The sequence below is a fragment of the Ancylobacter dichloromethanicus genome, assembly GCF_018390645.1.
Taxonomy (GTDB): Bacteria; Pseudomonadota; Alphaproteobacteria; order Rhizobiales; family Xanthobacteraceae; genus Ancylobacter; species Ancylobacter dichloromethanicus.
The window spans coordinates 54,144-77,340 of record NZ_JAHBGC010000030.1 but is presented as its reverse complement, the minus strand read 5'-3'; the positions used below and the strand labels follow the sequence as shown (position 1 = coordinate 77,340).

Sequence of the window (23,197 nt, the reverse complement as noted above, 5' to 3'; positions counted from 1 at the left end):
ATCCGCGCATCCTTGCAGATCGCCTGCACCACCTGCACCGCCAGCATCAGCAGCGAGGGCGAGACCAGGATGACCCGCGCGCGGAACGCCTGCTGGATGATGTCGTCGAAATGCTCGTGCAATTCGCCATAGACGGATTCGGAGGGCACGAACATCAGCGCCACGTCCTGGGTCTCGCCGCTGATCAGGTAGCGCTCGGCGATGTCCTTCACATGGCGCCCGACATCGGCCTTCAGCCGCGCCTCGGCCGGCTTGCGCATCTCCGGCGTCTGCGCCTCCCGGAAGGCGGTGATGGCCTCCAGCGGAAACTTGGAATCGACCAGCAGCGGGCGCTTGTCGCCGGGCAGGTAGATCGCGCAGTCGGCGCGCCTTCCATTGGCCAGCGTGTGCTGGAAGGCGAAGCTGTCGCGCGGCAGCGCGTCGGCGACGATGGCCTGCAGCCGCCCCTCGCCGAAGGCGCCGCGCGCCTGCTTGTTGGACAGCGTCTCGCGCAGGCTCATCACCTGTCCGGAGAGTTCGCCGAGACTGGCCCGTGCCTGGTCCACAAGCGCAAGGCGCTCGTTCAGCCTGGTGAGGTTCTCATGCGTCGCCTCGCTGGCCCGCGCCAGGCTCTCGCCCATGCGGTGGGAGGAGGCGTCCAGCCGCTCGGCGACGGCGCGGGCGAGATCGCCCTGGCGCTGCGCCAGCACCTCGGCCATCGACTGTACCCGGCCGATGGTCTCGGCCTGGGTACGGGCGAGGTCGACGAGGCGTTCCTCCAGCTCGTCGGCGCGCCGGGCCTGCTCGTCCGCCTCGGCGGCGCTCTGGCGGGCGGTGCGGGAGACCGCCCGCAGAACGGCGACAAGTAGGAGAAAGGCGAGCGCGGCCGCGCCGGCGAGCGCCTGCGCCAGCGTCACGGGCTGCGAGCCGACGACGAACAGAACCTGATCCATCCCGTCGTTCTAGCAGATTCGACGGCGGACGCGAACGTAGCGGGAACATCGTCACCCTGGGGCGCAATCGTTCCGTTGACGGAAACCGGCGCGGCGCTTATCTGGTCGCCCATGTCGATACGTCCTCTCGTGATCCTCCCCGATACCCGCCTGCGCCAGCTCTCCGATCCGGTCGTGCGCGTGGATGCGCGCGTGCGCGCGATCGTCGAGGACATGTTCGAGACCATGTATGACGCCCCCGGCATCGGGCTGGCGGCGATTCAGGTCGGCGTGCCGGAGCGCATCGTTACCGTCGATGTCGGCCCGCGCGAGGCGCAGGCAGAAGGCGCGGAGGCGGAGGAGGCCGAGCGCGAGAAGCACCCGCTGGCGCTGATCAACCCGGAGATCATCGCCGCCTCCGAGGAACTGTCGGTCTATTCCGAGGGCTGTCTGTCGATCCCGGAATATTACGCCGATGTCGAGCGCCCGGCGCGCGTGCGGATCCGCTACATGGACCTCAACGGCGAGACCCGGGAGATCGACGCCGACGGGCTGCTGGCGACCTGCGTGCAGCACGAGATCGACCATCTCAACGGCGTGCTGTTCATCGACCACATCTCCAAGCTCAAGCGCGACCGGGTGATCACCAAGTTCACCAAGCTGGCGAAGAAGGAGCGTGACGGCGTCTGATCGCCGCCGTTCCGCCACTTCTTTCGCCAGACCCTGCGGGAGTTCTCATGCGCATCGTCTTCATGGGCACGCCCGATTTCGCGGTGCCGACGCTGGTCGAGATCGTCGGCGCCGGCCATGAGGTGGTGGCGGCCTATACGCGCGCCCCGGCCCCGGCCGGGCGGCGCGGGCTCGACCTGGTGCCCTCGCCGGTGCACCGCGCCGCCGAGCGGCTCGGCATCCCGGTGCTGACCCCCGCGACCCTTCGCACCGAGGACGCCACCCGGAGCTTTGCCGCCCATGAGGCGGATGCGGCCGTCGTCGTCGCCTATGGACGGCTGCTGCCGCAGGCCATCCTCGACCTGCCCACGCTCGGCTGCCTTAACCTGCACGCCTCGCTGCTGCCGCGCTGGCGCGGCGCCGCGCCGATCCAGCGCGCCATCATGGCGGGGGATGCCGAGACCGGGGTCGCGGTGATGAAGATGGAGGCCGGGCTCGACACCGGGCCTGTCGGGCTGGTCGAGCGTGTCGCCATCGGCCCCGACATGACGGCGGGCGAACTGCACGACCGGCTGATGATCGTCGGCGGCGACCTGATGGGCCGGGCGCTGGCGGCGCTGGAGCGCGGCGCGCTCAGCTTCACGCCGCAGCCTGATGCCGGCGTCACCTACGCCGCCAAGATCGACAAGGCCGAGACCCGTATCGACTGGGCGATGCCGGCGCGCGCGGTGCACGACCATATTCGCGGCCTGTCACCCTTTCCGGGCGCGTGGTTCGACCTTGCCGGCGCGCGGGTGAAGGTGCTTCGCGCGACGCGGGCCGAGGGCGCGGGCGCCCCCGGCACGGTGCTGGACGGGGTGCTGACCATCGCCTGCGGGGCGGGCGAAGGGGCGGGAGCGGTGCGGCTCATCGAGGTGCAGAAGGCCGGCAGCCGGGCGATGGCGGCGGAGGAATTCCTGCGCGGCAGCGATCTCGCGCCGGGCACGGTGCTGGCGGGAGCGGGGACATGAGCTTGGGTACAGGCACGGGCACCGACACCATCCGGGCGCTGACCGCGGACGATCACGCGCGGTGGCTGCCGCTGTGGCAGGGCTATCTCACCTTCTACGAGGCCGAGCTTCCCGACACGGTGACGCAGACCACGTGGCAGCGCCTGCTCGATCCCGCCGAGCCGGTGCATGGCGCGCTGGCGATCGACGGGGACGGGCGGGCGGTGGGGCTCGTGCACTGGCTGTTCCATCGCTCGACATGGTGGGTCGGCGATGTGTGCTACCTCAACGACCTGTTCGTCGACGCCAGCCAGCGCGGGCGCGGGCTGGGTCAGGCGCTGATCGCCCATGTCGCCGCCGACGCGGCGGCCAAGGGCAGCCCCAAGGTCTACTGGCTGACCCACGAAACCAATCTGACGGCGCAGCGACTCTATAATGGCGTGGCCGAGCGCACCGGCTTCATCCAGTACCGCAAGTCGCTGCAGCCCTGAGGGATTTGCCCGCACGGAATTCCTCATCCCGGACGGCCGGAGGCCGATCCGGGGGTCGTGCCGTTAAGGCGAACGATCCCGGCTCTCCGCTTCGCTACGGCCGGGATGACGCGCTCATCCGGGCCGGGCGCGCCCTCACTTGCCCGGCTGGGCGACCATGCGCAGATAGGGCTTCAGCGTCTTCCATCCGCCGGGGAACTTCTCCTTCGCCGCCTCGTCGCTGACCGAGGGGACGATGATCACGTCCTCGCCGTCCTTCCAGTTGGCCGGGGTGGCGACGGCGTGCTGGGCGGTGAGCTGGAGCGAATCGATCACCCGCAGGATCTCGTCGAAATTGCGCCCCGCGCTGGCGGGATAGGTGAGCGAGAGCTTCAGCTTCTTGTCCGGCCCGACGACGAACACCGAGCGCACCGTCATGGTGTCGGAGGCGTTGGGGTGGATCATGTCGTAGAGGCCGGAGATGGTGCGGTCCGGGTCGGCGATCAGCGGGAAATTGGGAGCGTAGCCCTGGGTCTCGGCGATGTCCTGTGCCCATTTTTCGTGGGCGTCGAGCGGGTCGACCGACAGGCCGATCACCTTGACGTTGCGGCGGTCGAATTCGGGCTTCAGCCGCGCCACCTGGCCGAGCTCGGTGGTGCAGACCGGGGTGAAGTTCCTGGGGTGCGAGAACAGCACGCCCCAGGAATCGCCGAGCCATTCATGGAAGCGGATCGGGCCCTCTGTGGTCTCGGCGTCGAAATCGGGAACGACGTCCCCAAGGCGGATGGTCATGGTGAACTCCCGTGAGGGTTAGAAGTCTACAAGTTTAGTAGCATAAACCGCGCGGCCGGGCTCTGAAAGCGGCCGCGTCCCGGAAGCGGGAACCCGACCATAATCCACGGCCGTGGAACCGATGTCGCAAGAGCACGTTACCCGACGGGCAGTCCTGCTGGCCGCAGCGCGGCGGGGGGTGCCGCTGACATCTGGGAACTGCCGTCGCGATCTGGTGGGTCAGGTCCGGCAAGATCAAATCGGGAGAGGGATCATGCTCAAGATCGTTGTGCTTTCGCTGGCTACGCTCAGCATCGCGGCCTGCACCACCACCGAACGCCGTGCCACTGGCGGCGCGCTCATCGGCGGCGGCACCGGGGCGGTCATCGGCGGCATCGCCGGCGGTGGCACCGGCGCGGCGATCGGGGCGGGCGTCGGCGCCGGCACCGGCGCGCTCATCGGCGCGGCGACCTCGCCCGGCGACTGCTACGCCTATGACCGCTACGGCCGCCGCGTGGCGGTGCGCTGCTGACGGCGCGCCACGCGAAAACCCGGCAGGACAGAAGCGGCCCCCCTCGCGGGGCCGTTTCCATGTCGGTCTCCCGTCGGGGGGAGGGGCCGCCGCCCGCCCTACTGGCTCGCCCACAGCACGCGCGCGATCCAGGCGATCTCGCTGTCCTGCAGCAGGCGGTCGGGATGCTCGGGGTTGAGCGAGCGCAGTTCCACCGTGCGGTTGGTCTGGCGCTTCAGTTCCTTGGCCAGCACCTCGCCCTCGCGGGTCTTCACCACCACCCGGTCGCCGCGCCGGACCGGGGCGGCCGGCGAAACCACCACGATGTCGCCATCGCGGTACAGCGGCAGCATGGAATCGCCGGCGATTTCGAGCGCATAGGCGTGCTCATCGCCGACATTGGGGAACGCGATCTCGTCCCACGCGCCGCCGACCGGAAAGCCGGCATCGTCGAAATAGCCGCCGCCGCCGGCCTGGGCGAAGCCGATCAGCGGGATGGCGCGCCGCGCGCCGCCCGCGCCGTCCATCAGCGCCATGAAATCGTCGAGGCTGGTCTGGGTGGCGGCGAGCATCTTGGCGATGCTCTCGGTGGAGGGCCAGCGCGGCCGCCCGTCCGGCGCCTCGCGCTTGGAACGGTTGAAGGTGGTGGCGTCGAGCCCCGCGCGCCGGGCCAGCCCGGAGGCGCTCAGGCCCGCGCGTTCCGCGAGGCGATCCACGGCACGCCAGATATGCGCATGGGTCAGCATGATTCGATCTCGGAATTTTATCTGAGATTTAGGAATTATACCCTATTTCCGCCCACGTCCAGCCGCTTCTGCGCGGCTTCCGGGCGGGCGGGGCCGGGCGCTGGACAGGGCCGGCGCGCTGCCTAGGATGGCCGCCCTTCGGGTGGAGCCGACCATGACGCGACTCAGGACCGCTATTGACGATCTCGGCGACGCGACGGGTGAGGAAACCGGGGCGTTGCTGCTGGCGGCCGCGCGCCACGCCGTCACCTACCGTACCGCGCCGCGTGCGCGCCAGCGCGCCGAGGCCACTTACGGGCAAAGCGTCGCCGCCTTCGACGACGCGCTGCCGGAGGATGGCGAGACGGCGGAACAGGTGCTGGACCAGCTCGTGCGTCGCGCCGTCCCGGGCCTGCACGCCGCCACCGGGCCGCGCTTCTTCGGCTGGGTGATCGGCAATTCGCACCCGGTGGGGGTGGCGGCCGACTGGCTGACCGCCGCCTGGGGCCAGAACACCGCCAACCACGTGGCGGCACCGGCCGCTGCGGCGGCGGAGACGGTGGCCGCGCGCTGGCTGCTGGAGGTGCTGCGCCTGCCGGCCGAAAGCGCGGTCGGCTTCGTCACCGGCGCGACCATGGCGAGCTTCGTCGGCCTTGCCGCCGCGCGCGGCGAGGTGCTGCGCCGGGCGGGGTGGGATGTGGAGGCGCAGGGCCTGTTCGGCGCCCCGCCGGTGCGGGTGCTGATCGGCGACGAGGCCCATGCCAGCGTCTATTCCGCGCTGCATTATCTCGGCTTCGGCAAGGCCAGCCTGCTGCGCGTGGCCTCGAACGCGCAGGGCGTGATGTGTCCCGACGCCTTCGCGGAGCGGCTGGCGCGCGACGTGCCGCCGGGCGCGCCGCTGATCGTGGTGACGCAGGCCGGCCATGTCCATACCGGCGCCACCGACGCGCATGAGCGCATCGTGCCGCTGGCCCGGGCGCGCGGCGGCTGGGTGCATGTGGATGGCGCCTTCGGCCTGTGGGCACGCGCCTGCCCGGCCCATGCGCCGCTCGCGCATGGCGTGGAGGGAGCGGATTCCTGGGCCACGGACGGCCATAAATGGCTGCAGACGCCGTTCGACTGCGGCTATGTGATCGTGCGTGACGCGGGAGCCCATCGCCGGGCCATGACCATCGCGGCGAGCTACCTGCCGCCGGTGAGCGAACATGAGCGCGACCCCTCCCATTACGTGCCCGAGCTTTCGCGCCGCGCCCGCGGCTTCGCCACCTGGGCGCTGCTGCGCCATTTCGGCAGCAAAGGCATCGCCGCCATGGTGGCGCGCCATTGCGCGCAGGCGCGGCTGCTGGCGGCGGGGCTCGCCGCCGAGCCCGGCATCACGGTGCTGAACGAGGTGGTGCTGAACCAGGTCGCGGTGCGCTTCGGCGCCGATGGGGATGGGGCCACCGGCGATGCCCTCACCCGCGCCGCCATCGCGGCGCTGCAGGAGGACGGCACCTGCTTCGCCGGCGGGGCGAAATGGCGGGGCCGGTGGATCATGCGGCTCTCGGTGATCGGCTTCTCCACCACCGATGACGACATCCGGCTGTCGGCGCAGGCGATCATCGCGGCCTGGAGACGCGTTGCCAGCACGGCCGCCGCCAGCTAGGACGGGCGCGGCGGCAACGGCGGGGAACGGGACATGGCGATGGCGCAGGCGGCCCTCATCTACAAGATCGCGCCGCGCGCGCTGTGGCAGGCGGCGGAGGCCGCCGGGCAATTCGACGGCGCGCCGGTCGACCTCGCCGACGGATTCATCCATTTTTCCACCGCGGCGCAGGTACAGGAAACTGCGGCGCGGCACTTCGCCGGGCAGGACGACCTCGTGCTGGTCGCCATCCGGGTCGAGCGGCTCGATCCGGCGCGGCTGCGCTGGGAGCCCTCGCGCGGCGGCGACCTGTTCCCCCATCTCTACGGCCCGCTCGCGCTCGACGCCGTGGGGTTTGTGCGCGACCTGCCGCTCGGAGAGCATGGACGCCACCTTTTCCCCGCGCTGGAGGGATGACGCCGATGCGCCGGCTGCTCGACCTCGCGCTTCCCTTCGCCCGGCTGATGGACCCCGAGACCGCGCACGGGCTTTCGATCCGCGCGCTTTCCTGCCTGCCGCCGGCCGCCGCGCCGGTGGACGATCCCCGTCTCGCGGTGTCCGCCTTCGGCCTTGCCTTCCCCAACCCGGTGGGGCTGGCGGCGGGCTTCGACAAGGAGGCGGAAGTGCCGGACGCGATGCTCGGCGCCGGCTTCGGCTTCGTCGAGGTCGGCACCATCACCCCGCGCCCGCAGCCGGGCAATCCGCGCCCGCGCAATTTCCGCCTCACCGAGGACCGGGCGGTGATCAACCGCTACGGCTTCAACAGCGGCGGCCATACGCCGGCGGTGGCGCGCCTCGCCGCCCGAGGCGGACGCAAGGCACGCGGCATCGTCGGGGTGAATGTCGGGGCGAACAAGGATTCCACCGACCGCGCCGCCGACTATGTCTCCGGCATCCGCGCCTTTGCCGGGCTGGCGAGCTATTTCACCGCCAACGTCTCCTCGCCCAACACGCCGGGGCTGCGCGACCTGCAGGAGGAGCGCGCGCTCGACGAACTGCTGGCGCGGGTGCTCGAGGCCCGCGACCAGGCGGCGCCCGGCGTGCCGCTGCTGCTCAAGATCGCGCCCGATCTCGCGCTGCCCCATCTCGACGGCATGGTGGCGGTGGCGCGCCGCCGCCGCATCGACGGGCTGATCGTCTCCAACACCACCATTTCGCGCCCGCCGGGCCTGCGCTCCCCGTTCAAAAGCGAGACCGGCGGGCTTTCCGGCCGGCCGCTGTTCGCCCTCTCCACCCGCATGCTGGCCGAGACCTATGTTCGGGTCGACGGCGCCTTCCCGCTGGTCGGTGTCGGCGGCATCGACAGCGCCGCGACGGCGCTGGCCAAGATCGAGGCCGGGGCCAGCCTGATCCAGCTCTATTCCGGGCTGGTCTATGAGGGGCTGGGGCTGGTGGAGAAGATCAAGGACGGGCTCGCCGCGCGGCTGGCGCGCGAGGCCGCCACGCTCGAAGCCCTGACCGGGCGCCGCGCGCGGGCGCTGGTGGCGGCGCCGTTTCCGGATTAGCCGAAGGTCCGCCGCTCCAGCGCCGGCAGCCGCAGCGCCAGGAAGATGCCGCGCCCGGAGATGAAGGCGAGATAGGCCAGCCACAGGCCGGTATTGCCGAGCGGCAGGGTCAGCCACCAGGCGAGGAAGAACAGCGCCACCGCCGGCAGCATCATGTTGCGCATGTCGCGGGCCCAGGTCGCGCCGGCATAGATGCCGTCATAGGCGAAGGCGGCGACGCCGAGCAGCGGGGTCAGCGCCGCCAGCGGCAGGAACTGCCGGCCGACCTCGCGCACCTGCTCGTTGGCCGAGAGCAGGTCGATCAGCGGCCCGCCGCCGGCCAGCAGCGCCAGCGTCGCTGGCGCGGCGAAGCCCAGGCCCCAGAACAGCACCAGCCGCACGGCGCGGCGGAAGCCCGCCCGGTCCCGCGCGCCCACGCTCTGGCCGCAGATCTGCTCGGCGGCGGTGGAGAAGCCGTCGAGGAAGAAGGCCGACACCATCACCATGTTGTAGAGCACGGCATTGGCGGCGAGCGTCACGTCGTCGTGCCGCGCCCCCTGCGCGGTGAAGAACAGGATCACGCTCATGATCAGCGCGGTGCGGATCATGATGTCGCGATTGACCGCCACCGTCTCGACCAGCCGGGCACGGTCGAGCACGGTGCGCCACGGCACCCGCCAGTCGCGGCCGATCAGCCGGGCGGCGGCGATGAGGCCGAACAGCGTGCCGGTGATTTCCGCCAGCACGTTGGCGCATGCGGCGCCGGCGATGCCGAAATCCCAGTAGAGCACCAGAGCGACGGTCGCCACCGCGTTGACGGCGGCGATCAGCACCTGCAGGCCGAGGCCGATATCGGTGCGGGCGATGCCGACCAGCCAGCCGAGCACGGCGAAATTGCCGATGGCGAAGGGGGCGGAAAGGATGCGGACGGAGAAATAGAGCGTCGCCGCCGCGTGCACGCCCTCGCTGGCGCCCATGGCGAGAAAGGCGAGGTCGGCGATCGGGCCGTGCAGCACGATGAGCGCGAGGCCGATGGCGGCGGCGATCAGCAGTGCCCGGATCAGCACGGCGCGCAGTTCCACGCGCTCGCCGCGCCCCAGCGCCTGCGCGGTCAGCCCGGCCGTACCCATGCGGATCGAGCCGAAGATCCAGAAGGCGAAATCGAACAGCAGCGCGCCCACCGCCACCGCGCCGAGCAACACCGCGTCGCCCAGCCGGCCGATGGCGCCGGTGGCCACCAGCCCGAGCACCGGCGTGGTCATCTGCGCCAGCGTCGCCGGCAGCGCGATGGCGAGAAACCGCCCGGAGGTGACTTCCACCCGGCCGGCGAGTGCGAGGTTCATGGGTTCAGCGCCCGCGATTGGCAATGCGCAGAATGAGCCAGAGCGGGATCACGATGACCGCGCCGAGGATGAAATAGCGCCACAGCCGCTCAATCGCCTCGAAGCTGAAATTGAACAGGTGCCGCACCAGCCGCTCCAGGCTGGAGAGGATGTTCAGCGGGTCGAGGCCGAGCGCGGCGAGGATGACGCCGACCACGACAGACAGCAGCACCAGGCGCACGAGAACCCAGAAGGGCGAACCGCCCATCCAGCGGGCAAGCTGATTATCGGCCATGACTCACATTTCCCCGGCGGGCGAAGGCTGCTTCCCTAGCACGGCCTTGGCCCGGCGGGGAGCGTGGCTTTCGTCACCTATCATGCGCTCCAGCGTCTCCAGCCGGTCAGCCTCGCCGGGGGGCTTGTCCCAGCGCAGCCGGGCGATGCGGGGAAAGCGCATGGCGAGCCCGGAGCGGTGGCGGGTGGAGCGGGCCAGCCCCTCGAACGCCACCTCCAGCACCAGCCCCTCGGTGGGCGTGTGCACCACTTCGCGCACCGGGCCGAAGCGGTTGACGGTGTGGCGGCGCACGAAGCGGTCGATCTCGACCAGTTCGGCATCGGTGAAGCCGAAATAGGCCTTGCCGACCGGCACCAGTTCGCCGGCCTCGGTCCATACGCCGAACGTGTAGTCGGAGTAATAGGAGGAGCGCTTGCCATGGCCGCGCTGGGCATACATCAGCACGGCGTCGACGCTGTGCGGGTCGCGCTTCCATTTCCACCACGGCCCCTTGGGGCGGCCGGGCAAATAGAGGCTGTCCACGCGCTTGAGCATCACCCCTTCCACCGCCTCGGCATCCTCCCCGGCGCCATGGGCGGCGGGGTCGGCGCGGGCGGCGGCGAGTTGGTCCCAGGTCGCGAACGGCACCAGCGGCGACAGGTCGAGCCGGCCCTCGGTGGGGTGGGCGGCGATGAGTGCCTCCAGCCGGGCGCGGCGGGCCTCGAAGGGAAGCTCGCGCAAATCCTCGCCGCCTTCCACCAGCAGGTCATAGGCGCGGATATGGGCGGGAAATTCCATCAGCAATCGGGGCGAGACGACTTTGCGGTTGAGGCGCTGCTGCAGCACGTTGAAGGACTGCACCCTCCCCTCGCGCAGGATGAGCAACTCGCCATCCACCACCCCGTCGAAGGCGAACGCCTCGGCAAGGTCGGGGAAGGCGCCGGAAATGTCCTCCCCCGTCCGGCTGTAGAGCCGGGTGACGTGGCGCCCCTCCAGCCCCGCCGCCCGAGCCGCCTGCACGCGGATGCCGTCCCATTTCCACTCGGCACGGAAGGCGGCGGGATCGAGCTTGTCGAAATCCGCGTCCTCCAGCGGATGGGAGAGCATGACCGGGCGGAACGGCGCCGGGTCCTCGGTCTCCGGCTTCGGCCCGCGTCCTTCCGCCCAGGCGAACAGTTCCTCATAGGGCGCGGCCAGACCCGGCCAGACCAGCTCGATTTCATCGGGTGCCCGCTCGCCCAGCGCGGCCACGGCGGTCTTGGCGAGGCGGGCGGAGACGCCGATGCGCAAGCCCCCGGTGATGAGCTTCAGCAGTGCCCAGCGCCCGGTCTCGTCCAGCCGGTCGAGCAGGGAGGCGAGCACCGCCGGCATCTCGGCGCGGCCCATATGGGTGAGGGCGTGGACGATGGCGGAAAGCGGCGGCGGCTCGGTGTCGTTCAGCCCATGCGGCGCCGGCCACATCAGCGCGACGGTCTCCGAGAGGTCGCCGACATAGTCATAGGAGAGCGCGAACAGCACCGGGTCGGTGCGCTCGCCGATGAGCTGGCGGATGAGGCCGGGCTTGGCGTTGCGGAACGACAGCGACCCGGTGAGCGCCGCCAGCGCCCAGCCGCGCTCGGGGTCGGGCGTGTGGTGGAAATAATCAGCGATCAGCCGCACCTTGCCGTTGCGGCGCGGCTCATAGGCGAGGCGGTCGAGCAAGGCGGCGAACCGGTTCACGGCGCCGCCTCCGGATTGGTGGGGGAGACGGGCGGCTCGGGCGCGGCGCCCTCGCCCTCCTCCTCGCCATAGCCGACCATGTGCAGCGGCCGGGCGCGCAGCCCCTCCTGCGTCGCCCAGTGCACCAGCGCGTCCTCCTGCCCGTGCGTGACCCATACTTCCTCGCAGCCGGTGGCGCGGATGGCGGCCTGCAACTCGTCCCAGTCGGCGTGGTCGGAGAGGATCAGCGGCAGCTCGACGCCGTTCTGCCGGGCGCGGGCGCGGATGCGCATCCAGCCCGAGGCGAAGGCGGTGACGGGGTCGGGAAAGCGGCGCGACCACACATCATTGAGCGCGCCCGGCGGGCACAGCACCACCGCCCCGGCGCGCTCGGCCGCCGTCGCCTCGCGGGCCGGGCGGGTCTCGCCGAGGTCTATGCCCTGCGTGCGGTAATAGTCGGTCAGCCGCTCCATCGCGCCGTGCAGCAGGATCGGCCTGTCGTGCCCCGCTGTACGCAGCAGCGCCATCACCCGCTGCGCCTTGCCCAGCGCATAGGCGCCAACCAGATGGGCGCGCTCGGGAAACAGGGCGAGCGAGGAAGTGAGCTTGGCGATCTCGTCGGCCGGGACGGGATGGCGGAACACCGGCAGGCCGAAGGTCGCTTCCGAGATGAAGACATGGCAGCGCACCGGGGCGAACGGCGCGGCGGTGGGGTCGGCGCCCGGCTTGTAGTCGCCGGAGGCGACAATGGTGCAGCCACGCCAGTCCAGCGCGATCTGCGCGCTGCCCAGAATATGCCCGGCGGGATGGAAGGTGACGCCGACGCCGTTGACCTCGACCCGCGCGCCATAGGCCGCCGCCTGGGTGGTGCCGGCGAAGCCCTCGCCATAGCGGATGGCCATGATGTCGAGCGTCTGGGCCATCGCCAGCACCGCGCCATGGCCGGCGCGCGCATGGTCGGAATGGCCGTGGGTGACGAGCGCCCGCGCCACCGGCCGCGTCGGGTCGATGAAGAAATCGCCGGCCGGCGAATAAAGCCCCTGTGGGGTGGTGTGGAGAAGCTCTTCCGGGCGCATCGTGGAACCTATATAGGGCGGCCTCCTCCGTTTTCGCGAGAACCTCCCGCCATGGCCTCCGGCCGGCTCATTCTTTCTTCCGGCGACCCGACGGTCGATCGCCGGATCGACTGGGCGCGCGCGCTGATGGAGGAGGGGAGCGCCGCCGACGCGGCCGCGCTGCTCACCGAGGCGGTGGCCCGCGCCGGCCATTACGCCCCGGGCTGGTTCCTGCTCGGCGAGGCCCGCGAGGCGGCGGGCGACACGGCCGGCGCGCGCGCCGCCTTCGAGGAGGCGCTGGCGCTCGATGCCGCCGACACGCTGGGCGCCACGCTGCGCCTCGCCCGGCTGGAGGGCGAGGTGGCGGGCATGAGCGCAGCCTATGTGCGCGCGCTGTTCGACCAGTATGCCGACCGCTTCGACGCGGCACTGGCGCGGCTCGATTATCGCGGGCCGGAGGTGATCGAAGAGGCACTGGCCCGCGCCTGCGAAGGGCTGGCGCGCCCTTTCGCCTTCGCCCGGGGGCTGGACCTGGGATGCGGCACCGGGCTTGTCGGCGTGCGCCTCGTCGACCGCATCGGCACGATGGAGGGCGTCGACCTGTCGCCCAACATGGTCGCCCAGGCGCGGCGGCGGAAAATCTACGACGCGCTGGTGGCCGGGGAGATGGTCGCCTGGCTGCGGGAGCGGCCGGCCCGCGAGGTTGACCTGCTCTTCGCCGGCGACGCCTTCTGCTATCTCGACGATCTCGCCCCCATCCTCGCTGAGAGCCGCCGCGTGCTGGAGCCGGGCGGCCTTCTCGCCTTCACCACCGAGACTCATGACGGCGAAGGCGTGCTTCTGCGCGACACGCTGCGCTTCGCTCATGCCCAGGACTATGTGCGCGCCATGCTTGCCGCCGCCGGGCTGGCGCTGCTCGCCTTCACCGACGAATGGGCGCGCAAGGAAAGGGACCAGCCGGTGCCGGGCCTCGTCGTCGTGGCGATGCGGGAACGGTGAGGGCGGAGGGCTCGCAATTCCCGGCCGAGGCATTAGCTTTTCGCGGTGCCGATCATGGATGCGCCCGACGATTTTCCCGCCGATCTCCTGCCCGAGCCGTTCCGGCGCTGGTTTGCCGGCAGGGGCTGGGCGCCGCGCGCGCACCAGCTCGACCTGCTCGCCAAGGCGCGGGCGGGGCGCTCGACATTGCTGATCGCCCCCACCGGCGCCGGCAAGACGTTGGCCGGCTTCCTGCCGAGCCTGGTCGAGCTGGCCGCGCGCCCCGCGGCGCGCACCAGCGCCCGGCCGCCCGGCCTGCACACGCTCTACATTTCGCCGCTGAAGGCGCTCGCCGTCGATGTCGCCCGCAATCTGGAGCGGCCGGCGCAGGAAATGGCGCTGCCGATCCGCATCGAGACCCGCACCGGCGACACCCCGGCCTCGCGCCGCCAGCGCCAGCGCCGCGACCCGCCGGATATTCTGCTCACCACGCCCGAGCAGATCGCGCTGCTGCTCGCCTCGGCCGATGCCGGGCATCTGTTCGCCGACCTGAAGCGCATCGTGCTGGACGAACTGCACGCCCTCGCCGGCTCCAAGCGCGGCGATCTGCTGAGCCTCGGCCTTGCCCGGCTGCGCACGCTCGCGCCGGCGGTGCAGACGGTCGGACTTTCCGCCACGGTGGCCGACCCCGACACGCTGCGCCGCTGGCTGGTGCCGCAGCGGGGGGCGGGCGAGATGGGGGACATGGTGGTCGCCGACCCCGGCGCCGCGCCCGATCTCTCCATGCTGGACAGCGCCGCCCATGTGCCCTGGACCGGGCACACGGCGCGCCATTCGCTCAAGGAAATCTACCGCCTGATCGAACGCCACACCACGACGCTGGTGTTCGTCAACACCCGCATGCAGGCGGAACTGCTGTTCCAGGAACTCTGGCACATCAACGACGCCAACCTGCCGATCGCCCTGCATCACGGCTCGCTCGACGTCTCGCAGCGCCGCCGGGTGGAGGCGGCGATGGGCGAGGGAAGGCTGAAGGCGGTGGTGTGCACCTCCTCGCTCGATCTCGGCATCGACTGGGGCGCGGTCGACCTGGTGGTCAATGTCGGCGCGCCCAAGGGCTCCTCGCGGCTGATGCAGCGGATCGGCCGCGCCAATCACCGGCTCGACGAGCCCTCGCGCGCCGTTCTCGTGCCGGCAAACCGCTTCGAGGTGCTGGAATGCCGCGCCGCGCTGGAGGCGGTGCGGGCGGGGGCGCAGGACGGCGCGGTGGTGCGCGCCGGGGCGCTGGACGTGCTGGCGCAGCACGTGCTCGGCACGGCCTGCGCCGGCCCGTTCGACGCCGACGACCTCTATGCCGAGGTCACCTCCGCCGAGCCTTATGCCGGCCTGTCGCGCGCGGATTTCGACGACGTGGTCGGCTTCAACGCCACCGGCGGCTATGCGCTGCGCGCCTATGAGCGCTTCGCCCGCATCCGCGAGATGAAGGACGGGCGCTGGCGCGTCGCCAACCCACAGGTGGCGCAGCAATACCGGCTCAATGTCGGCACCATCGTCGAATCCACCATGCTCAAGGTGCGCCTCGCCGGCGCCAAGGCCCGCTTCGGCGGCCGGGTGCTGGGCGAGGTGGAGGAGTATTTCGTCGAGACGATGCGCCCGGGCGACACTTTCGTCTTCGCCGGCGAGGTGCTGGAATATCTCACCATCGCCGAGAACGAGGTGCGCGTCGCCCGCACCCATGCCACCGAGCCGAAGGTGCCCTCCTATGCCGGCGGCAAGTTCCCGCTCTCCACCTTCCTCGCCGCGGGGGTGCGGGCGCTGCTTTCCGAGCCGGCGCGGTGGGCGAGCCTGCCGGACCAGGTGCATGAATGGCTCGATCTGCAGAAGCTGCGCTCGCGCCTGCCGGGGCGGGAGGACCTGCTGGTCGAGACCTTTCCGCGCGGCGGCCGCTATCATCTGGTCGCCTACCCGTTCGAGGGGCGGCTGGCCCACCAGACGCTCGGCATGCTGCTGACCCGCCGGCTCGACCGCGCCGGCCTGCACCCGCTGGGCTTCATGGCCAACGATTATGCGCTCGTCATCTATGGCGTTTCCGACATGTCGCTGGCGGTCGCGCGGGGGAAGCTTTCGCTCGACGCGCTGTTCGACGCTGACATGCTGGGCGACGATCTGGAGGAATGGCTGGCGGAGTCCGCGCTGATGAAGCGCACCTTCCGGCAATGCGCTGTTATCGCCGGGCTGATCGAGCGGCGCTTTCCCGGCAAGGAGAAGAACTCGCGCCAGGTGACGATGTCCACCGACCTCGTCTATGACGTGCTGCGCCGGCACGAGCCGGGCCATGTGCTGCTGCGCGCGGCGCGGGCGGACGCGGCCACCGGGCTGCTGGACATTCGCCGGCTCTCCGACATGCTGGTGCGTATCCGGGGCCGAATCGACCATGTCGTCCTGCCGCGCGTCTCGCCGCTGGCGGTGCCAGTGATGCTGGAGATCGGCCGCGAGATGGTGGCCGGCGGGGCCTCGGAAGCGCTGCTCGCCGAGGCCGAAGGCGAACTGATCAGGGAGGCGATGCGTGCCGACGACGACCGCGACCGCGACGGCAGGCGATGAGGGCACGAACGAGGGCGAGATCGCGCTCGCCGGCGCGCGGCTGGTGCTCGACCCGACCGGCGCGCTGTGGTGGCCGGCCGAGCGGGCGCTGCTCGTCGCCGACCTGCATCTGGAAAAGGGCTCCGCCTTCGCCGCCCGCGGCGTGCCGCTGCCGCCTTATGACAGCCGGGCCACCCTCTCTCTTCTGGAACTCGTCGTTGCGCGGTGGAACCCGCGCACAATCATCGCGCTGGGCGACAGTTTCCATGATCGCGGCGGCGCCGGCCGGCTCGGCGAGGAGGAGCGCGCGAGCCTGGCCTCGCTGGCGCGCGGGCGCGACATGGTGTGGATCGCCGGCAATCACGATCCCGAGCCGATGCCGGGCCTCGCTGGCATGCATGCCGGCGAGCTGAGGATCGGCCCCCTGACGCTGCGCCACGAACCGGCTGGTCCTTTGCCGGCAATGGGTGACGGGCGGCAAGCGGCGCCGGGCGAGGTCGCCGGTCATTTCCACCCGGTGGCGCGGCTGGTGCTGCGCGGGCGCAGCCTGCGTCGGCGCTGCTTCGCCACCGATGGACGGCGCCTCGTCATGCCGGCGCTCGGCGCCTATGCCGGCGGGCTGAACATTCGCGACGCGGCGCTGGCCGGGCTGTTCGGCGGCGATTTCGACGCGCATGTGGTGGGGGCGGCGCGCACCTACCGCATCGCCCACCATGCCTGCCTGCCGGATCGCTAGGGCCGCGCGGGAGTGCTCAGCGGGAGGCGGTCTTCTGCGGCGTGGCGCCGCTGCCGATCGTCGACACGTCATTGGCCTCGGCATCGGCGACCAGCGGGGTCCATTGCTCCACCTGCCGGCGGGCGGCGTCCAGCGTGCGGGGGTCGAGCGCCGGGGTGAGGATGTCCCGCTTGGCGGCGGCCTGACTGTCGCCGCGCGCGGCGGCGAGGGCGAACCAGCGCCAGGCGTCGGCGGCGCTGGTCGGCACGCCGAGACCTCGGGCATAGAGCACGGCGAGATTGTACTGGCTGTCGCGCACACCGCGCTCGGCGGCCCGGGTGAACCATTGCGCGGCGGCGCCGTAGTCGGGCGCGCCGGCATCGCCGGAGGCGAGCAGCACGCCGAGATTGTGCATGGCGGCGACATTGCCGGCGCCGGCGGCCTGTTCGTAGAGCGCAAGGGCTCTGGCGACGTCGCGCGGCACGCCGTCGGCGCCCTTTTCGTAGAGCATGCCCAGCCGGTAGGTGGCGGGCGCCGACCCCTGCGCCGAGGCGAAGGCGTACCATTGCGCGGCGTGGGCCGGGCTCGGCGCCACGCCTTCACCTTCCATGAAGCGGCGGGCGATCTCGAAGGCGGCGCCCAGATCGCCCCCCAGCGCGGCACCGCGCAGCGCCGGGCTGGCGATGCCGCCCGGCAGGTCGCCGGGAAGATCGCCCGGCAGGGCGAGGCTGGAAGGGCCGATCGGTGCCGGCGTCTTGCCCGGCAGGTCGTTCGGTCGCGGCGCCCGCGGGGCATCTGTGCCGACCGAGCCGGTGATGTCGTCCGGCATCGGCACCGAGGCCGGCGCCGCGGCGCGCAGCTGTTGCTGGCGCAACTGGGCGAGCACATGCCACGAGCCATAGGCCAGCGCCGAGCCGCACAGGCCGATTAGCAGCATGGCGCGGACCCGCGCCAGCCAGCGGCCCGGCTTCGCGGCCGGGCGCGCGGCGATGTAGCTGCGCAAGGGCGGCGGCGCGACGTCCGCGGTGCGGCCGGCCGGCTGGGCGGCGCGGCGGGCCTGGGCGATGAAGGCGGCACGGGTCGGGGCGCTGTCATCGGCCGGCGTCGGCGCGGCAACCGGTTCGTCCACCGGCGGCGCCGGGGGGGCGAGCGGGGTGGCGGCGGCTTTCGACTCGGCAAGCGGGGCGCGGCCGGCCGCCGAGGAGCGGCTGAGTGCCTCCAGCGCGGCGCGCATGAGCTGCGGCTCGAACGCTTTCGGGATCGAGGCCGGCGCGGGCGTGAACGCGACCGCGCCCGGCGCGGGAGCGGCAGCCGGCCCGGCGGCGGGCGCCGTTTCGCGCACCTCGGCGGCAAGGGCGGGGAATTCGCCGGCATCCGCCGCCTCGGCGGGCTGCGAGAGTTCGACGGTATCCGCCGCGTCCTGCGTGCCGCGTCGGCCTTCCGCGCCATGGCCGTCGTCGATGCCGGCGCTCTCGCGCCGGAGGTGCGCCGTTCCGCCCTCGGGCGCCCCGCCGGAACCGGCGGGCGGGCGCGGACGGGGCGCGGCGAGGAAGGTCGCCCGCGTTTCTTCCATCTGGATGAACAGGTCGTTGACCGCGCGCTCGATTCCGGCAAGCTGGCGCGACACATCGGCGCCGCCGACCGCCTTGTCGACGGTGCGGGTGAGGTTCTCGATCTGCCGGCCAAGCATGTCGAGGCGCGGGCCGTCATCGGCGCGGGCGACGGGCTGTTCGATCCGCTCGATGCGCTCCGACAGACCTCGGATCAGCGTTTCCATTCCGGCCGGCACCTCGCGCCGCGCGCTGGCGAGATTGGCCTGGATGGCATCGAGCCGGCTGACGAGATCGTCGAGCGGGATCACCGGGGCCGGCTGGCTGCCGATCCGGTCGACGAGCGTGTCGAGGCGGCGCTCCAGCGAGCCGACCGCCGAGCGCACCGCGCGGTCCTCATCGGCTGCCATCTCCGAGACCCGGGTGGCGAGCAGCGACACCTGCTCGGCCAGCGCCCGCACCGCATCCGAGGACAATGCGCGGGCCAGCAGTTCGCGGATCTCGCCGACCTGCGCCTGAAGACGCGCGACGGTCGCGCCATCCACCACCTTGGCGTTGACGATGTCGAGCTTGCGCTCGACCGCTTCTATGCGCCCGAGCAGCAGGGCGGGGCGCTCCGGCAGGGCGAGGCCGCCGATCATCTCGCGCAGCGCCGCCAGCGTGCCCCGCAATTCCTCGTCGCTTGCGTCGGAACGCGCGACCCGGTCGGCCAGCTGCTGCACCACGCGCTGCAACTCGTCGACCGCGCGGCGCGGGGCGAGGGTGGCGAGCGCGTGCCGCATCGCCGCCAGCTCGCCCTGCAGCGCCGCGATGGTCTCGTGGAGCGGCGGCCGGGCCTCGGTGCCGGCGGAAGCGGCGTCGACTGAAGCGGCGAGAGGCGGTGCGGGCGGGGTGTCGCCGGGGATTTCGAGCCGGCTGCCGGCGGGCGCGTCGCCGGACGGATCGCGCCCGAGGCGCGGGCCGGGCGTTTCACGGAAGGAGGTCTCGCGGACGGCTGGCGGGCGGTCGGCATAAGGGCCGGTGGGCGGACGGCGTGCGCCGATGTCGCGGTCCAGCTCGCTCTGGCGGGCCGCGATCTCGGCCACCGCCGCCTCGATGGCGGCGGGGGTGGGCGCGGACACCGGCGCCGTTCCGCGCGGGCGGGTGAGCTGCAACGCCTCCAGCCGGTGGTCGATCTCGCGTATGGCGGCGGCCAGCCGCTCATCCGCATAGGTGGAGCCGGTGGGGGCCGCGGGGGATAGGGAAGGCGCCGGGCGCGCGGTGGCGATGGGCGCGGGTGCCTCGACCCAGCCGGCGTCGGCCGGCAAGGAGAATGCGGGGTGGGGGGAGGCTGGGTAGGCGGGAGCGCCGGCCGGGCTGATACGGCCGAGCTGGCCGGCAAGCTCCTCGATCCGGCGCCGCAATTCGGCGAGGTTGTTCAGGCTCTCGGCGCCGGCCGGCGGCGTGCCGGCGGCGGTGGTGCCGAGCAACTGATCGCGGAGCCACTGGTCGAGCGGCAGGCCGGCCTGCCGGGCGGCATCGCTCATCGCACGCCACGCCTCGGGAGCGATCTGCCCGGTGGTCGAAGGAGCCTCTTGCCTCACCTTGTTCTCCGTCGCTCCGGCACGATTGGCGGCGGGAATCACCGCGGCCGCCGCTGGGGCCGCCTGCCGCAACTCTTTCGATTCTTGGTAAAGGGCGCGTTAATGCGCCGCCCGTTCCCGGTGCTGCCAGCGCATTGACGAGGCGACGCTCCGCCGCGATTTGGCGCCTCGTTCCGGCGCCCCATCGTGGTGCGCGCCGTCGCCGGCCGGCCGATTTCGCACTCCAACCAACGGTCATGCCGTATAGCGAGGGCCGGCAGGGTCGGATCAGAAGTCAAAATAGATAAGAAAAAACAATAAGATGGATTTTCATTTAACAGTAAGTTTCCCTAACGTCGGGTGTGACTTTCTCCCCTTGCGGCAACCTCTCTGCGACAGTGCGGCAACATCGCTGACGCGTTGCCCCCCTTTCCGGAGTTGCCCAGATGGATTTCACCTCCTACGAGGCCGAACGCACTGCCGACCTCTCGACCGCCCCCTCGGGCGAGAGCGATTTCTTCACCATTGGCGATCTCGCCCGCGAGTTCGGCGTGACGCTGCGCGCCCTGCGCTTCTATGAGGACAAGGGGCTGCTGGCCCCCCGCCGCGAGGGCCTGACCCGCCTCTACAGCCCGGCGGAGCGCTCGCGCCTCGCCATCATCCTCAAGGGCAAGAAGCTCGGCTTCACCCTGGCGGAAATCAAGGCCATGGTTGCCCTGCGCGAAGGCGGCGCGATGCCGGCCGGCGGTCTCGCGCTCACCAAGGAAAAATGTGCCGAGCAGCTCGGCCTGCTGGAGCAGCAGAAGGTCGAGATCGAGGAAGCCATCAGCGAGTTGCGCCAGATGGTGGCCGCCTTCTCCGCCCGCAGCGCTGCCTGACCGGCCGGCTTTCTCTCCCGCCAGATGGCAGATACCGGCGGCGCCCCTCGCGGGCGCCGTCTTCTTTCGTCGACCCGGCATTCCCTCGGCGCGACCTGTGCTCTAGCGTGCGCGACGCGGCAGGGACGCTACGGCGCGGGCGATCGCCCGCCGCCGGACGGCTCGCTGTCGCACAGAGCCCCTTGCGCCGAGTGCCCCGATGTCCCGCTTGATCGACTACTATTTTTCCGTTGTCAGTCCCTGGGCCTTCATTGGCCATGCCCCTTTCCTCGATCTGGCCCGCCGCCACGGCGCGCGGGTCAATTGCCGCCCCGTGCTGCTGGGCGAGCTGTTCTCCGAGACCGGCGGCCTGCCGCTTTCCAGGCGCCACCCGGCCCGCCAGCGCTACCGGATGCTGGAGCTGAAGCGCTGGCGCGAGGCGCGCGGTATCGAATTCAACGTGAACCCCGCGCACTGGCCCTTCGATCCCCGGCCGGGTGACCGGCTGCTCATCGCCGCGCAGATCGGCGGCCATGACGTGGCGCCGCTGGCGGGACGGCTGATGTCCGGCGTCTGGCAGCGCGAGGAGAACCTGGCCGACCCGGCGACGCTGGCGGCGGTGCTGGTGGAGCTGGGCCTGCCCGCCACGCTGCTGGAGGCGGCCGCGGACGACCGTACGGCCATCATCTACCAGGCCAATCACGACGATGCCGTTGCCGCCGACGTGTTCGGCTCGCCCGCCTATGTGCTCGACGGCGAGGTGTTCTGGGGACAGGATCGGATCGAACTGCTCGACCGGGCGTTGTCGAGCGGACGGGCGCCGTTCACGCCGTAGCGTCGGCGCCAGGCCGAAGGAGGTTCGGACATGCGGCTGAACATCATCGCGGCGACGGCCGGGCTGGGGAGCGTCGCTCTTCTCGCCGGGACGCTTGTGGCCACCGGCGGCGCGCAGGCGCAGCCGGCCGGCGAGCGCGCACCCTTTTCCATGCTGCCGGTGGAGGGCGGGCTGATGCGGCTCGATACCCGCACCGGCGCCATGTCGTTCTGCGCCCAGCGCTCCGGCGGCTGGACCTGCGAGGCGGTGCCGGACGACCGCGCGGCGCTGGAGGCGGAGATCGGCCGGCTCCAGGCCCGCATCGCGGCGCTGGAAGCGGGACGGGCGGGCCGCGCGTCGGGCGTTCCCGACATCATGGTGCCGCCTCAGACGACGCCGCCGGAAGAGGCCGAGCCGCCAGCGGCGCAGGCACCCGCGTCTCCCCCGCCCGACACTGACGAGGAGCTGCCGGCGCAGGCGCGGAAGCGCCTCGACCAGGCGATGGATCTGGCGGAACAGGCCTTCCGCCGCTTCTTCGAAATGATCGAGCGGTTCCGCGAGGAATTTCCCCCCGGCGCCGGGCACCCGGCGACCCCGCCCGCGCAGGGGCAGGGGCAAGAGCAGGGCCTTTGAACGTCAGCAGGTGCCGATGAAGGCGTGGATACGCGCGGCGGCCTGATCGGCGAGCGTGCCGGGGAAGCCGACAAAGACATGGCAGCCGCCGGGATAGACGGCAAGTTCGGCGTGATTGCCGGCGGCGAGCCAGCGCGGCGCCATGAACAGCGTGTCGTCGAGCAGCGCGTCGCGGGTGCCGATGGTGAACAGCGCCGGCGGCAGGCCGGCGAGATCGGCGTGGAGCGGCGAGATGTCGTCCGTCCCGACCTCGCCGCCCTCGCGCAGGTAATGGCCGACGAAGACGTTGATGTCCTTGGTGTTCAGCACCAGCGGCTCGTCGCCCCAGCGCCGCGCGCTCGGCGTCAGGCCGAGGTCGTAGCTGCCGGCATTGAGGTTGGCGGCACGGAACGGGGTGAGGCCGTGCCGGTCGCGCAGGCGCAGCAGGGTGGCGACGGCGAGATTGGCGCCCGCCGATTCGCCGCCGATGGCGAAGCGGTCGGTGCCGAAGCGGGCCGCGCCCTCGCGCGCCAGCCAGAGCGCGGCGGCCTCGCAATCATCGGGCCCGGCGGGATAGGGCAGTTCGGGTGCCAGCCGGTAGTCGACCGAGACCACGGCAAAGCCGGTGCGCTCGACGAAGCGGTGGTTGAGCCCGTCATTCTCGCGCGCCGAGCCGAGGCACCAGCCGCCGCCATGAAAGTGCAGGTAGACGCCTTTCGGCGGCGTCCCGGGGGTAAGAATGCGCAGCGGCACCGGCCCGCGCGGGCCCTCGATCTCGATCACCTGGGCATAGGGGCTTTCGGGCGAGAGCGGGAACGGACCTTTGCCGTCGAGCCGCAGCTTGCGCAGCATGGCCATCGGAAACACCCAGCGGTCCGGTATGGCGCCGAGCGCCTTGATGATGCTCGCATTCACCGCCCGGGTATCGGGGGCGATGGAGGCGGGATCGAAGAGCGCGGGATCGACCACCAGCGGGGCGATGGTGTGGATGGGCGTTTCGGGAAGCGCTGACGTCATGAGTGA

At 71.6% G+C, this 23,197-nt stretch carries 21 protein-coding genes and 1 pseudogene; 13 read left to right on the top strand and 9 right to left on the bottom strand.

Annotation, left to right across the window (positions count from 1 at the left end):
• Nucleotides 1-932, bottom strand: a pseudogene (locus tag KHC23_RS15650) (DNA recombination protein RmuC); the annotation flags it as partial.
• 111 nt (nucleotides 933-1,043) lie between these two features.
• Between KHC23_RS15650 and def the strand changes: the two are divergent.
• From def to KHC23_RS15635, 3 genes are read left to right on the top strand one after another with little or no spacing between them, the layout of a single operon-like run.
• Nucleotides 1,044-1,601, top strand: coding sequence for a peptide deformylase (def, locus tag KHC23_RS15645; protein WP_213373597.1), 558 nt, complete (start codon nucleotides 1,044-1,046; stop codon nucleotides 1,599-1,601).
• 47 nt (nucleotides 1,602-1,648) lie between these two features.
• Nucleotides 1,649-2,590, top strand: a complete 942-nt coding sequence (gene fmt / locus KHC23_RS15640; RefSeq protein WP_213373596.1) for a methionyl-tRNA formyltransferase — start codon at nucleotides 1,649-1,651, stop codon at nucleotides 2,588-2,590.
• On the top strand, nucleotides 2,587-3,060 hold the full coding sequence (locus KHC23_RS15635) for a GNAT family N-acetyltransferase (RefSeq protein WP_213373595.1): 474 nt from the start codon (nucleotides 2,587-2,589) through the stop codon (nucleotides 3,058-3,060). Before fmt ends, KHC23_RS15635 begins: the two co-directional genes overlap by 4 nt.
• Nucleotides 3,061-3,195: 135 nt before the next feature.
• On the opposite strand, the gene KHC23_RS15630 is transcribed toward KHC23_RS15635, so the two are convergent.
• The gene (locus KHC23_RS15630) at nucleotides 3,196-3,831 is read right to left on the bottom strand and encodes a peroxiredoxin (protein WP_213373594.1); all 636 of its coding nucleotides are present in this window, start codon (nucleotides 3,829-3,831) and stop codon (nucleotides 3,196-3,198) included.
• Between the two features lie 253 nt (nucleotides 3,832-4,084).
• On the opposite strand from KHC23_RS15630, the gene KHC23_RS15625 reads away from it, so the two are divergent.
• Nucleotides 4,085-4,342, top strand: coding sequence for a YMGG-like glycine zipper-containing protein (locus KHC23_RS15625; RefSeq protein WP_213373593.1), 258 nt, complete (start codon nucleotides 4,085-4,087; stop codon nucleotides 4,340-4,342).
• A gap of 98 nt (nucleotides 4,343-4,440) precedes the next feature.
• Here KHC23_RS15625 and KHC23_RS15620 read toward each other — a convergent pair whose 3' ends face one another.
• Nucleotides 4,441-5,067, bottom strand: coding sequence for a S24 family peptidase (locus tag KHC23_RS15620; protein ID WP_213373592.1), 627 nt, complete (start codon nucleotides 5,065-5,067; stop codon nucleotides 4,441-4,443).
• A 154-nt stretch (nucleotides 5,068-5,221) separates the two neighbouring features.
• On the opposite strand from KHC23_RS15620, the gene KHC23_RS15615 reads away from it, so the two are divergent.
• Genes KHC23_RS15615 through KHC23_RS15605 form a run of 3 tightly spaced genes read left to right on the top strand, consistent with a single transcriptional unit; the run spans nucleotide 5,222 to nucleotide 8,175 of the window.
• Nucleotides 5,222-6,691, top strand: a complete 1,470-nt coding sequence (locus KHC23_RS15615) for a pyridoxal phosphate-dependent decarboxylase family protein (RefSeq protein ID WP_213373591.1) — start codon at nucleotides 5,222-5,224, stop codon at nucleotides 6,689-6,691.
• A gap of 33 nt (nucleotides 6,692-6,724) precedes the next feature.
• Nucleotides 6,725-7,087 carry a DUF952 domain-containing protein gene (locus KHC23_RS15610; protein ID WP_213373590.1) on the top strand — a complete coding sequence of 121 codons (363 nt, stop codon included), beginning with the start codon at nucleotides 6,725-6,727 and terminating at the stop codon, nucleotides 7,085-7,087.
• 5 nt (nucleotides 7,088-7,092) lie between these two features.
• Entirely contained in the window at nucleotides 7,093-8,175 is a 1,083-nt protein-coding gene (locus KHC23_RS15605) for a quinone-dependent dihydroorotate dehydrogenase (RefSeq protein ID WP_213373589.1), read from the top strand.
• Here KHC23_RS15605 and KHC23_RS15600 read toward each other — a convergent pair.
• From KHC23_RS15600 to KHC23_RS15585, 4 genes are read right to left on the bottom strand one after another with little or no spacing between them, the layout of a single operon-like run.
• The gene (locus KHC23_RS15600; protein ID WP_213373588.1) at nucleotides 8,172-9,497 is read right to left on the bottom strand and encodes an MATE family efflux transporter; all 1,326 of its coding nucleotides are present in this window, start codon (nucleotides 9,495-9,497) and stop codon (nucleotides 8,172-8,174) included. The genes KHC23_RS15605 and KHC23_RS15600 overlap by 4 nt on opposite strands.
• A gap of 4 nt (nucleotides 9,498-9,501) precedes the next feature.
• Nucleotides 9,502-9,771 (bottom strand): DUF6460 domain-containing protein, encoded by a 270-nt coding sequence (locus tag KHC23_RS15595; protein WP_213373587.1) that lies wholly within the window; start codon nucleotides 9,769-9,771, stop codon nucleotides 9,502-9,504.
• A 3-nt stretch (nucleotides 9,772-9,774) separates the two neighbouring features.
• Complete coding sequence (locus KHC23_RS15590; RefSeq protein WP_213373586.1) at nucleotides 9,775-11,469, bottom strand: cisplatin damage response ATP-dependent DNA ligase; 1,695 nt, start codon at nucleotides 11,467-11,469, stop codon at nucleotides 9,775-9,777.
• Entirely contained in the window at nucleotides 11,466-12,524 is a 1,059-nt protein-coding gene (locus tag KHC23_RS15585; RefSeq protein ID WP_213373585.1) for a ligase-associated DNA damage response exonuclease, read from the bottom strand. Before KHC23_RS15585 ends, KHC23_RS15590 begins: the two co-directional genes overlap by 4 nt.
• Nucleotides 12,525-12,575: 51 nt before the next feature.
• Between KHC23_RS15585 and KHC23_RS15580 the strand changes: the two genes are divergently transcribed.
• The 3 genes from KHC23_RS15580 to pdeM are packed head-to-tail and all read left to right on the top strand — an operon-like array spanning nucleotide 12,576 to nucleotide 16,800.
• Complete coding sequence (locus tag KHC23_RS15580) at nucleotides 12,576-13,502, top strand: class I SAM-dependent methyltransferase (RefSeq protein ID WP_213373584.1); 927 nt, start codon at nucleotides 12,576-12,578, stop codon at nucleotides 13,500-13,502.
• 54 nt (nucleotides 13,503-13,556) lie between these two features.
• Complete coding sequence (locus KHC23_RS15575; RefSeq protein WP_213373583.1) at nucleotides 13,557-16,085, top strand: ligase-associated DNA damage response DEXH box helicase; 2,529 nt, start codon at nucleotides 13,557-13,559, stop codon at nucleotides 16,083-16,085.
• Complete coding sequence (gene pdeM / locus KHC23_RS15570) at nucleotides 16,048-16,800, top strand: ligase-associated DNA damage response endonuclease PdeM (protein ID WP_213373582.1); 753 nt, start codon at nucleotides 16,048-16,050, stop codon at nucleotides 16,798-16,800. Before KHC23_RS15575 ends, pdeM begins: the two co-directional genes overlap by 38 nt.
• A gap of 16 nt (nucleotides 16,801-16,816) precedes the next feature.
• On the opposite strand, the gene KHC23_RS24775 is transcribed toward pdeM, so the two are convergent.
• On the bottom strand, nucleotides 16,817-19,912 hold the full coding sequence (locus KHC23_RS24775) for an SEL1-like repeat protein (protein ID WP_213373581.1): 3,096 nt from the start codon (nucleotides 19,910-19,912) through the stop codon (nucleotides 16,817-16,819).
• Between the two features lie 425 nt (nucleotides 19,913-20,337).
• Between KHC23_RS24775 and KHC23_RS15560 the strand changes: the two genes are divergently transcribed.
• From KHC23_RS15560 to KHC23_RS15550, 3 genes are all read left to right on the top strand, one after another.
• Nucleotides 20,338-20,769, top strand: coding sequence for a MerR family transcriptional regulator (locus tag KHC23_RS15560; RefSeq protein WP_213373580.1), 432 nt, complete (start codon nucleotides 20,338-20,340; stop codon nucleotides 20,767-20,769).
• A gap of 199 nt (nucleotides 20,770-20,968) precedes the next feature.
• The gene (locus KHC23_RS15555; RefSeq protein WP_213373579.1) at nucleotides 20,969-21,583 is read left to right on the top strand and encodes a 2-hydroxychromene-2-carboxylate isomerase; all 615 of its coding nucleotides are present in this window, start codon (nucleotides 20,969-20,971) and stop codon (nucleotides 21,581-21,583) included.
• 30 nt (nucleotides 21,584-21,613) lie between these two features.
• Nucleotides 21,614-22,195, top strand: coding sequence for a hypothetical protein (locus KHC23_RS15550; RefSeq protein ID WP_213373578.1), 582 nt, complete (start codon nucleotides 21,614-21,616; stop codon nucleotides 22,193-22,195).
• Between the two features lie 3 nt (nucleotides 22,196-22,198).
• Here the strand turns inward: KHC23_RS15550 and KHC23_RS15545 are convergent, their stop codons facing one another.
• Nucleotides 22,199-23,191 (bottom strand): alpha/beta hydrolase, encoded by a 993-nt coding sequence (locus tag KHC23_RS15545; RefSeq protein WP_213373577.1) that lies wholly within the window; start codon nucleotides 23,189-23,191, stop codon nucleotides 22,199-22,201.
• Nucleotides 23,192-23,197: the final 6 nt, after the last annotated feature.

Bases quoted from the DNA above. Each gene is read 5' to 3' on its own strand.
- KHC23_RS15605 (WP_213373589.1), top strand. From the start codon at position 7,093: ATGCGCCGGCTGCTCGACCTCGCGCTTCCCTTCGCCCGGCTGATGGAC.
- KHC23_RS15560 (WP_213373580.1), top strand. From the start codon at position 20,338: ATGGATTTCACCTCCTACGAGGCCGAACGCACTGCCGACCTCTCGACC.
- KHC23_RS15635 (WP_213373595.1), top strand. From the start codon at position 2,587: ATGAGCTTGGGTACAGGCACGGGCACCGACACCATCCGGGCGCTGACC.
- fmt (WP_213373596.1), top strand. From the start codon at position 1,649: ATGCGCATCGTCTTCATGGGCACGCCCGATTTCGCGGTGCCGACGCTG.
- KHC23_RS15610 (WP_213373590.1), top strand. From the start codon at position 6,725: ATGGCGATGGCGCAGGCGGCCCTCATCTACAAGATCGCGCCGCGCGCG.
- KHC23_RS15630 (WP_213373594.1), bottom strand. From the start codon at position 3,831: ATGACCATCCGCCTTGGGGACGTCGTTCCCGATTTCGACGCCGAGACC.
- KHC23_RS15620 (WP_213373592.1), bottom strand. From the start codon at position 5,067: ATGCTGACCCATGCGCATATCTGGCGTGCCGTGGATCGCCTCGCGGAA.
- KHC23_RS15615 (WP_213373591.1), top strand. From the start codon at position 5,222: ATGACGCGACTCAGGACCGCTATTGACGATCTCGGCGACGCGACGGGT.
- KHC23_RS15600 (WP_213373588.1), bottom strand. From the start codon at position 9,497: ATGAACCTCGCACTCGCCGGCCGGGTGGAAGTCACCTCCGGGCGGTTT.
- KHC23_RS15625 (WP_213373593.1), top strand. From the start codon at position 4,085: ATGCTCAAGATCGTTGTGCTTTCGCTGGCTACGCTCAGCATCGCGGCC.
- def (WP_213373597.1), top strand. From the start codon at position 1,044: ATGTCGATACGTCCTCTCGTGATCCTCCCCGATACCCGCCTGCGCCAG.
- KHC23_RS15585 (WP_213373585.1), bottom strand. From the start codon at position 12,524: ATGCGCCCGGAAGAGCTTCTCCACACCACCCCACAGGGGCTTTATTCG.
- KHC23_RS15580 (WP_213373584.1), top strand. From the start codon at position 12,576: ATGGCCTCCGGCCGGCTCATTCTTTCTTCCGGCGACCCGACGGTCGAT.
- KHC23_RS15575 (WP_213373583.1), top strand. From the start codon at position 13,557: ATGGATGCGCCCGACGATTTTCCCGCCGATCTCCTGCCCGAGCCGTTC.
- KHC23_RS15550 (WP_213373578.1), top strand. From the start codon at position 21,614: ATGCGGCTGAACATCATCGCGGCGACGGCCGGGCTGGGGAGCGTCGCT.
- KHC23_RS15545 (WP_213373577.1), bottom strand. From the start codon at position 23,191: ATGACGTCAGCGCTTCCCGAAACGCCCATCCACACCATCGCCCCGCTG.
- KHC23_RS15555 (WP_213373579.1), top strand. From the start codon at position 20,969: ATGTCCCGCTTGATCGACTACTATTTTTCCGTTGTCAGTCCCTGGGCC.
- KHC23_RS15595 (WP_213373587.1), bottom strand. From the start codon at position 9,771: ATGGCCGATAATCAGCTTGCCCGCTGGATGGGCGGTTCGCCCTTCTGG.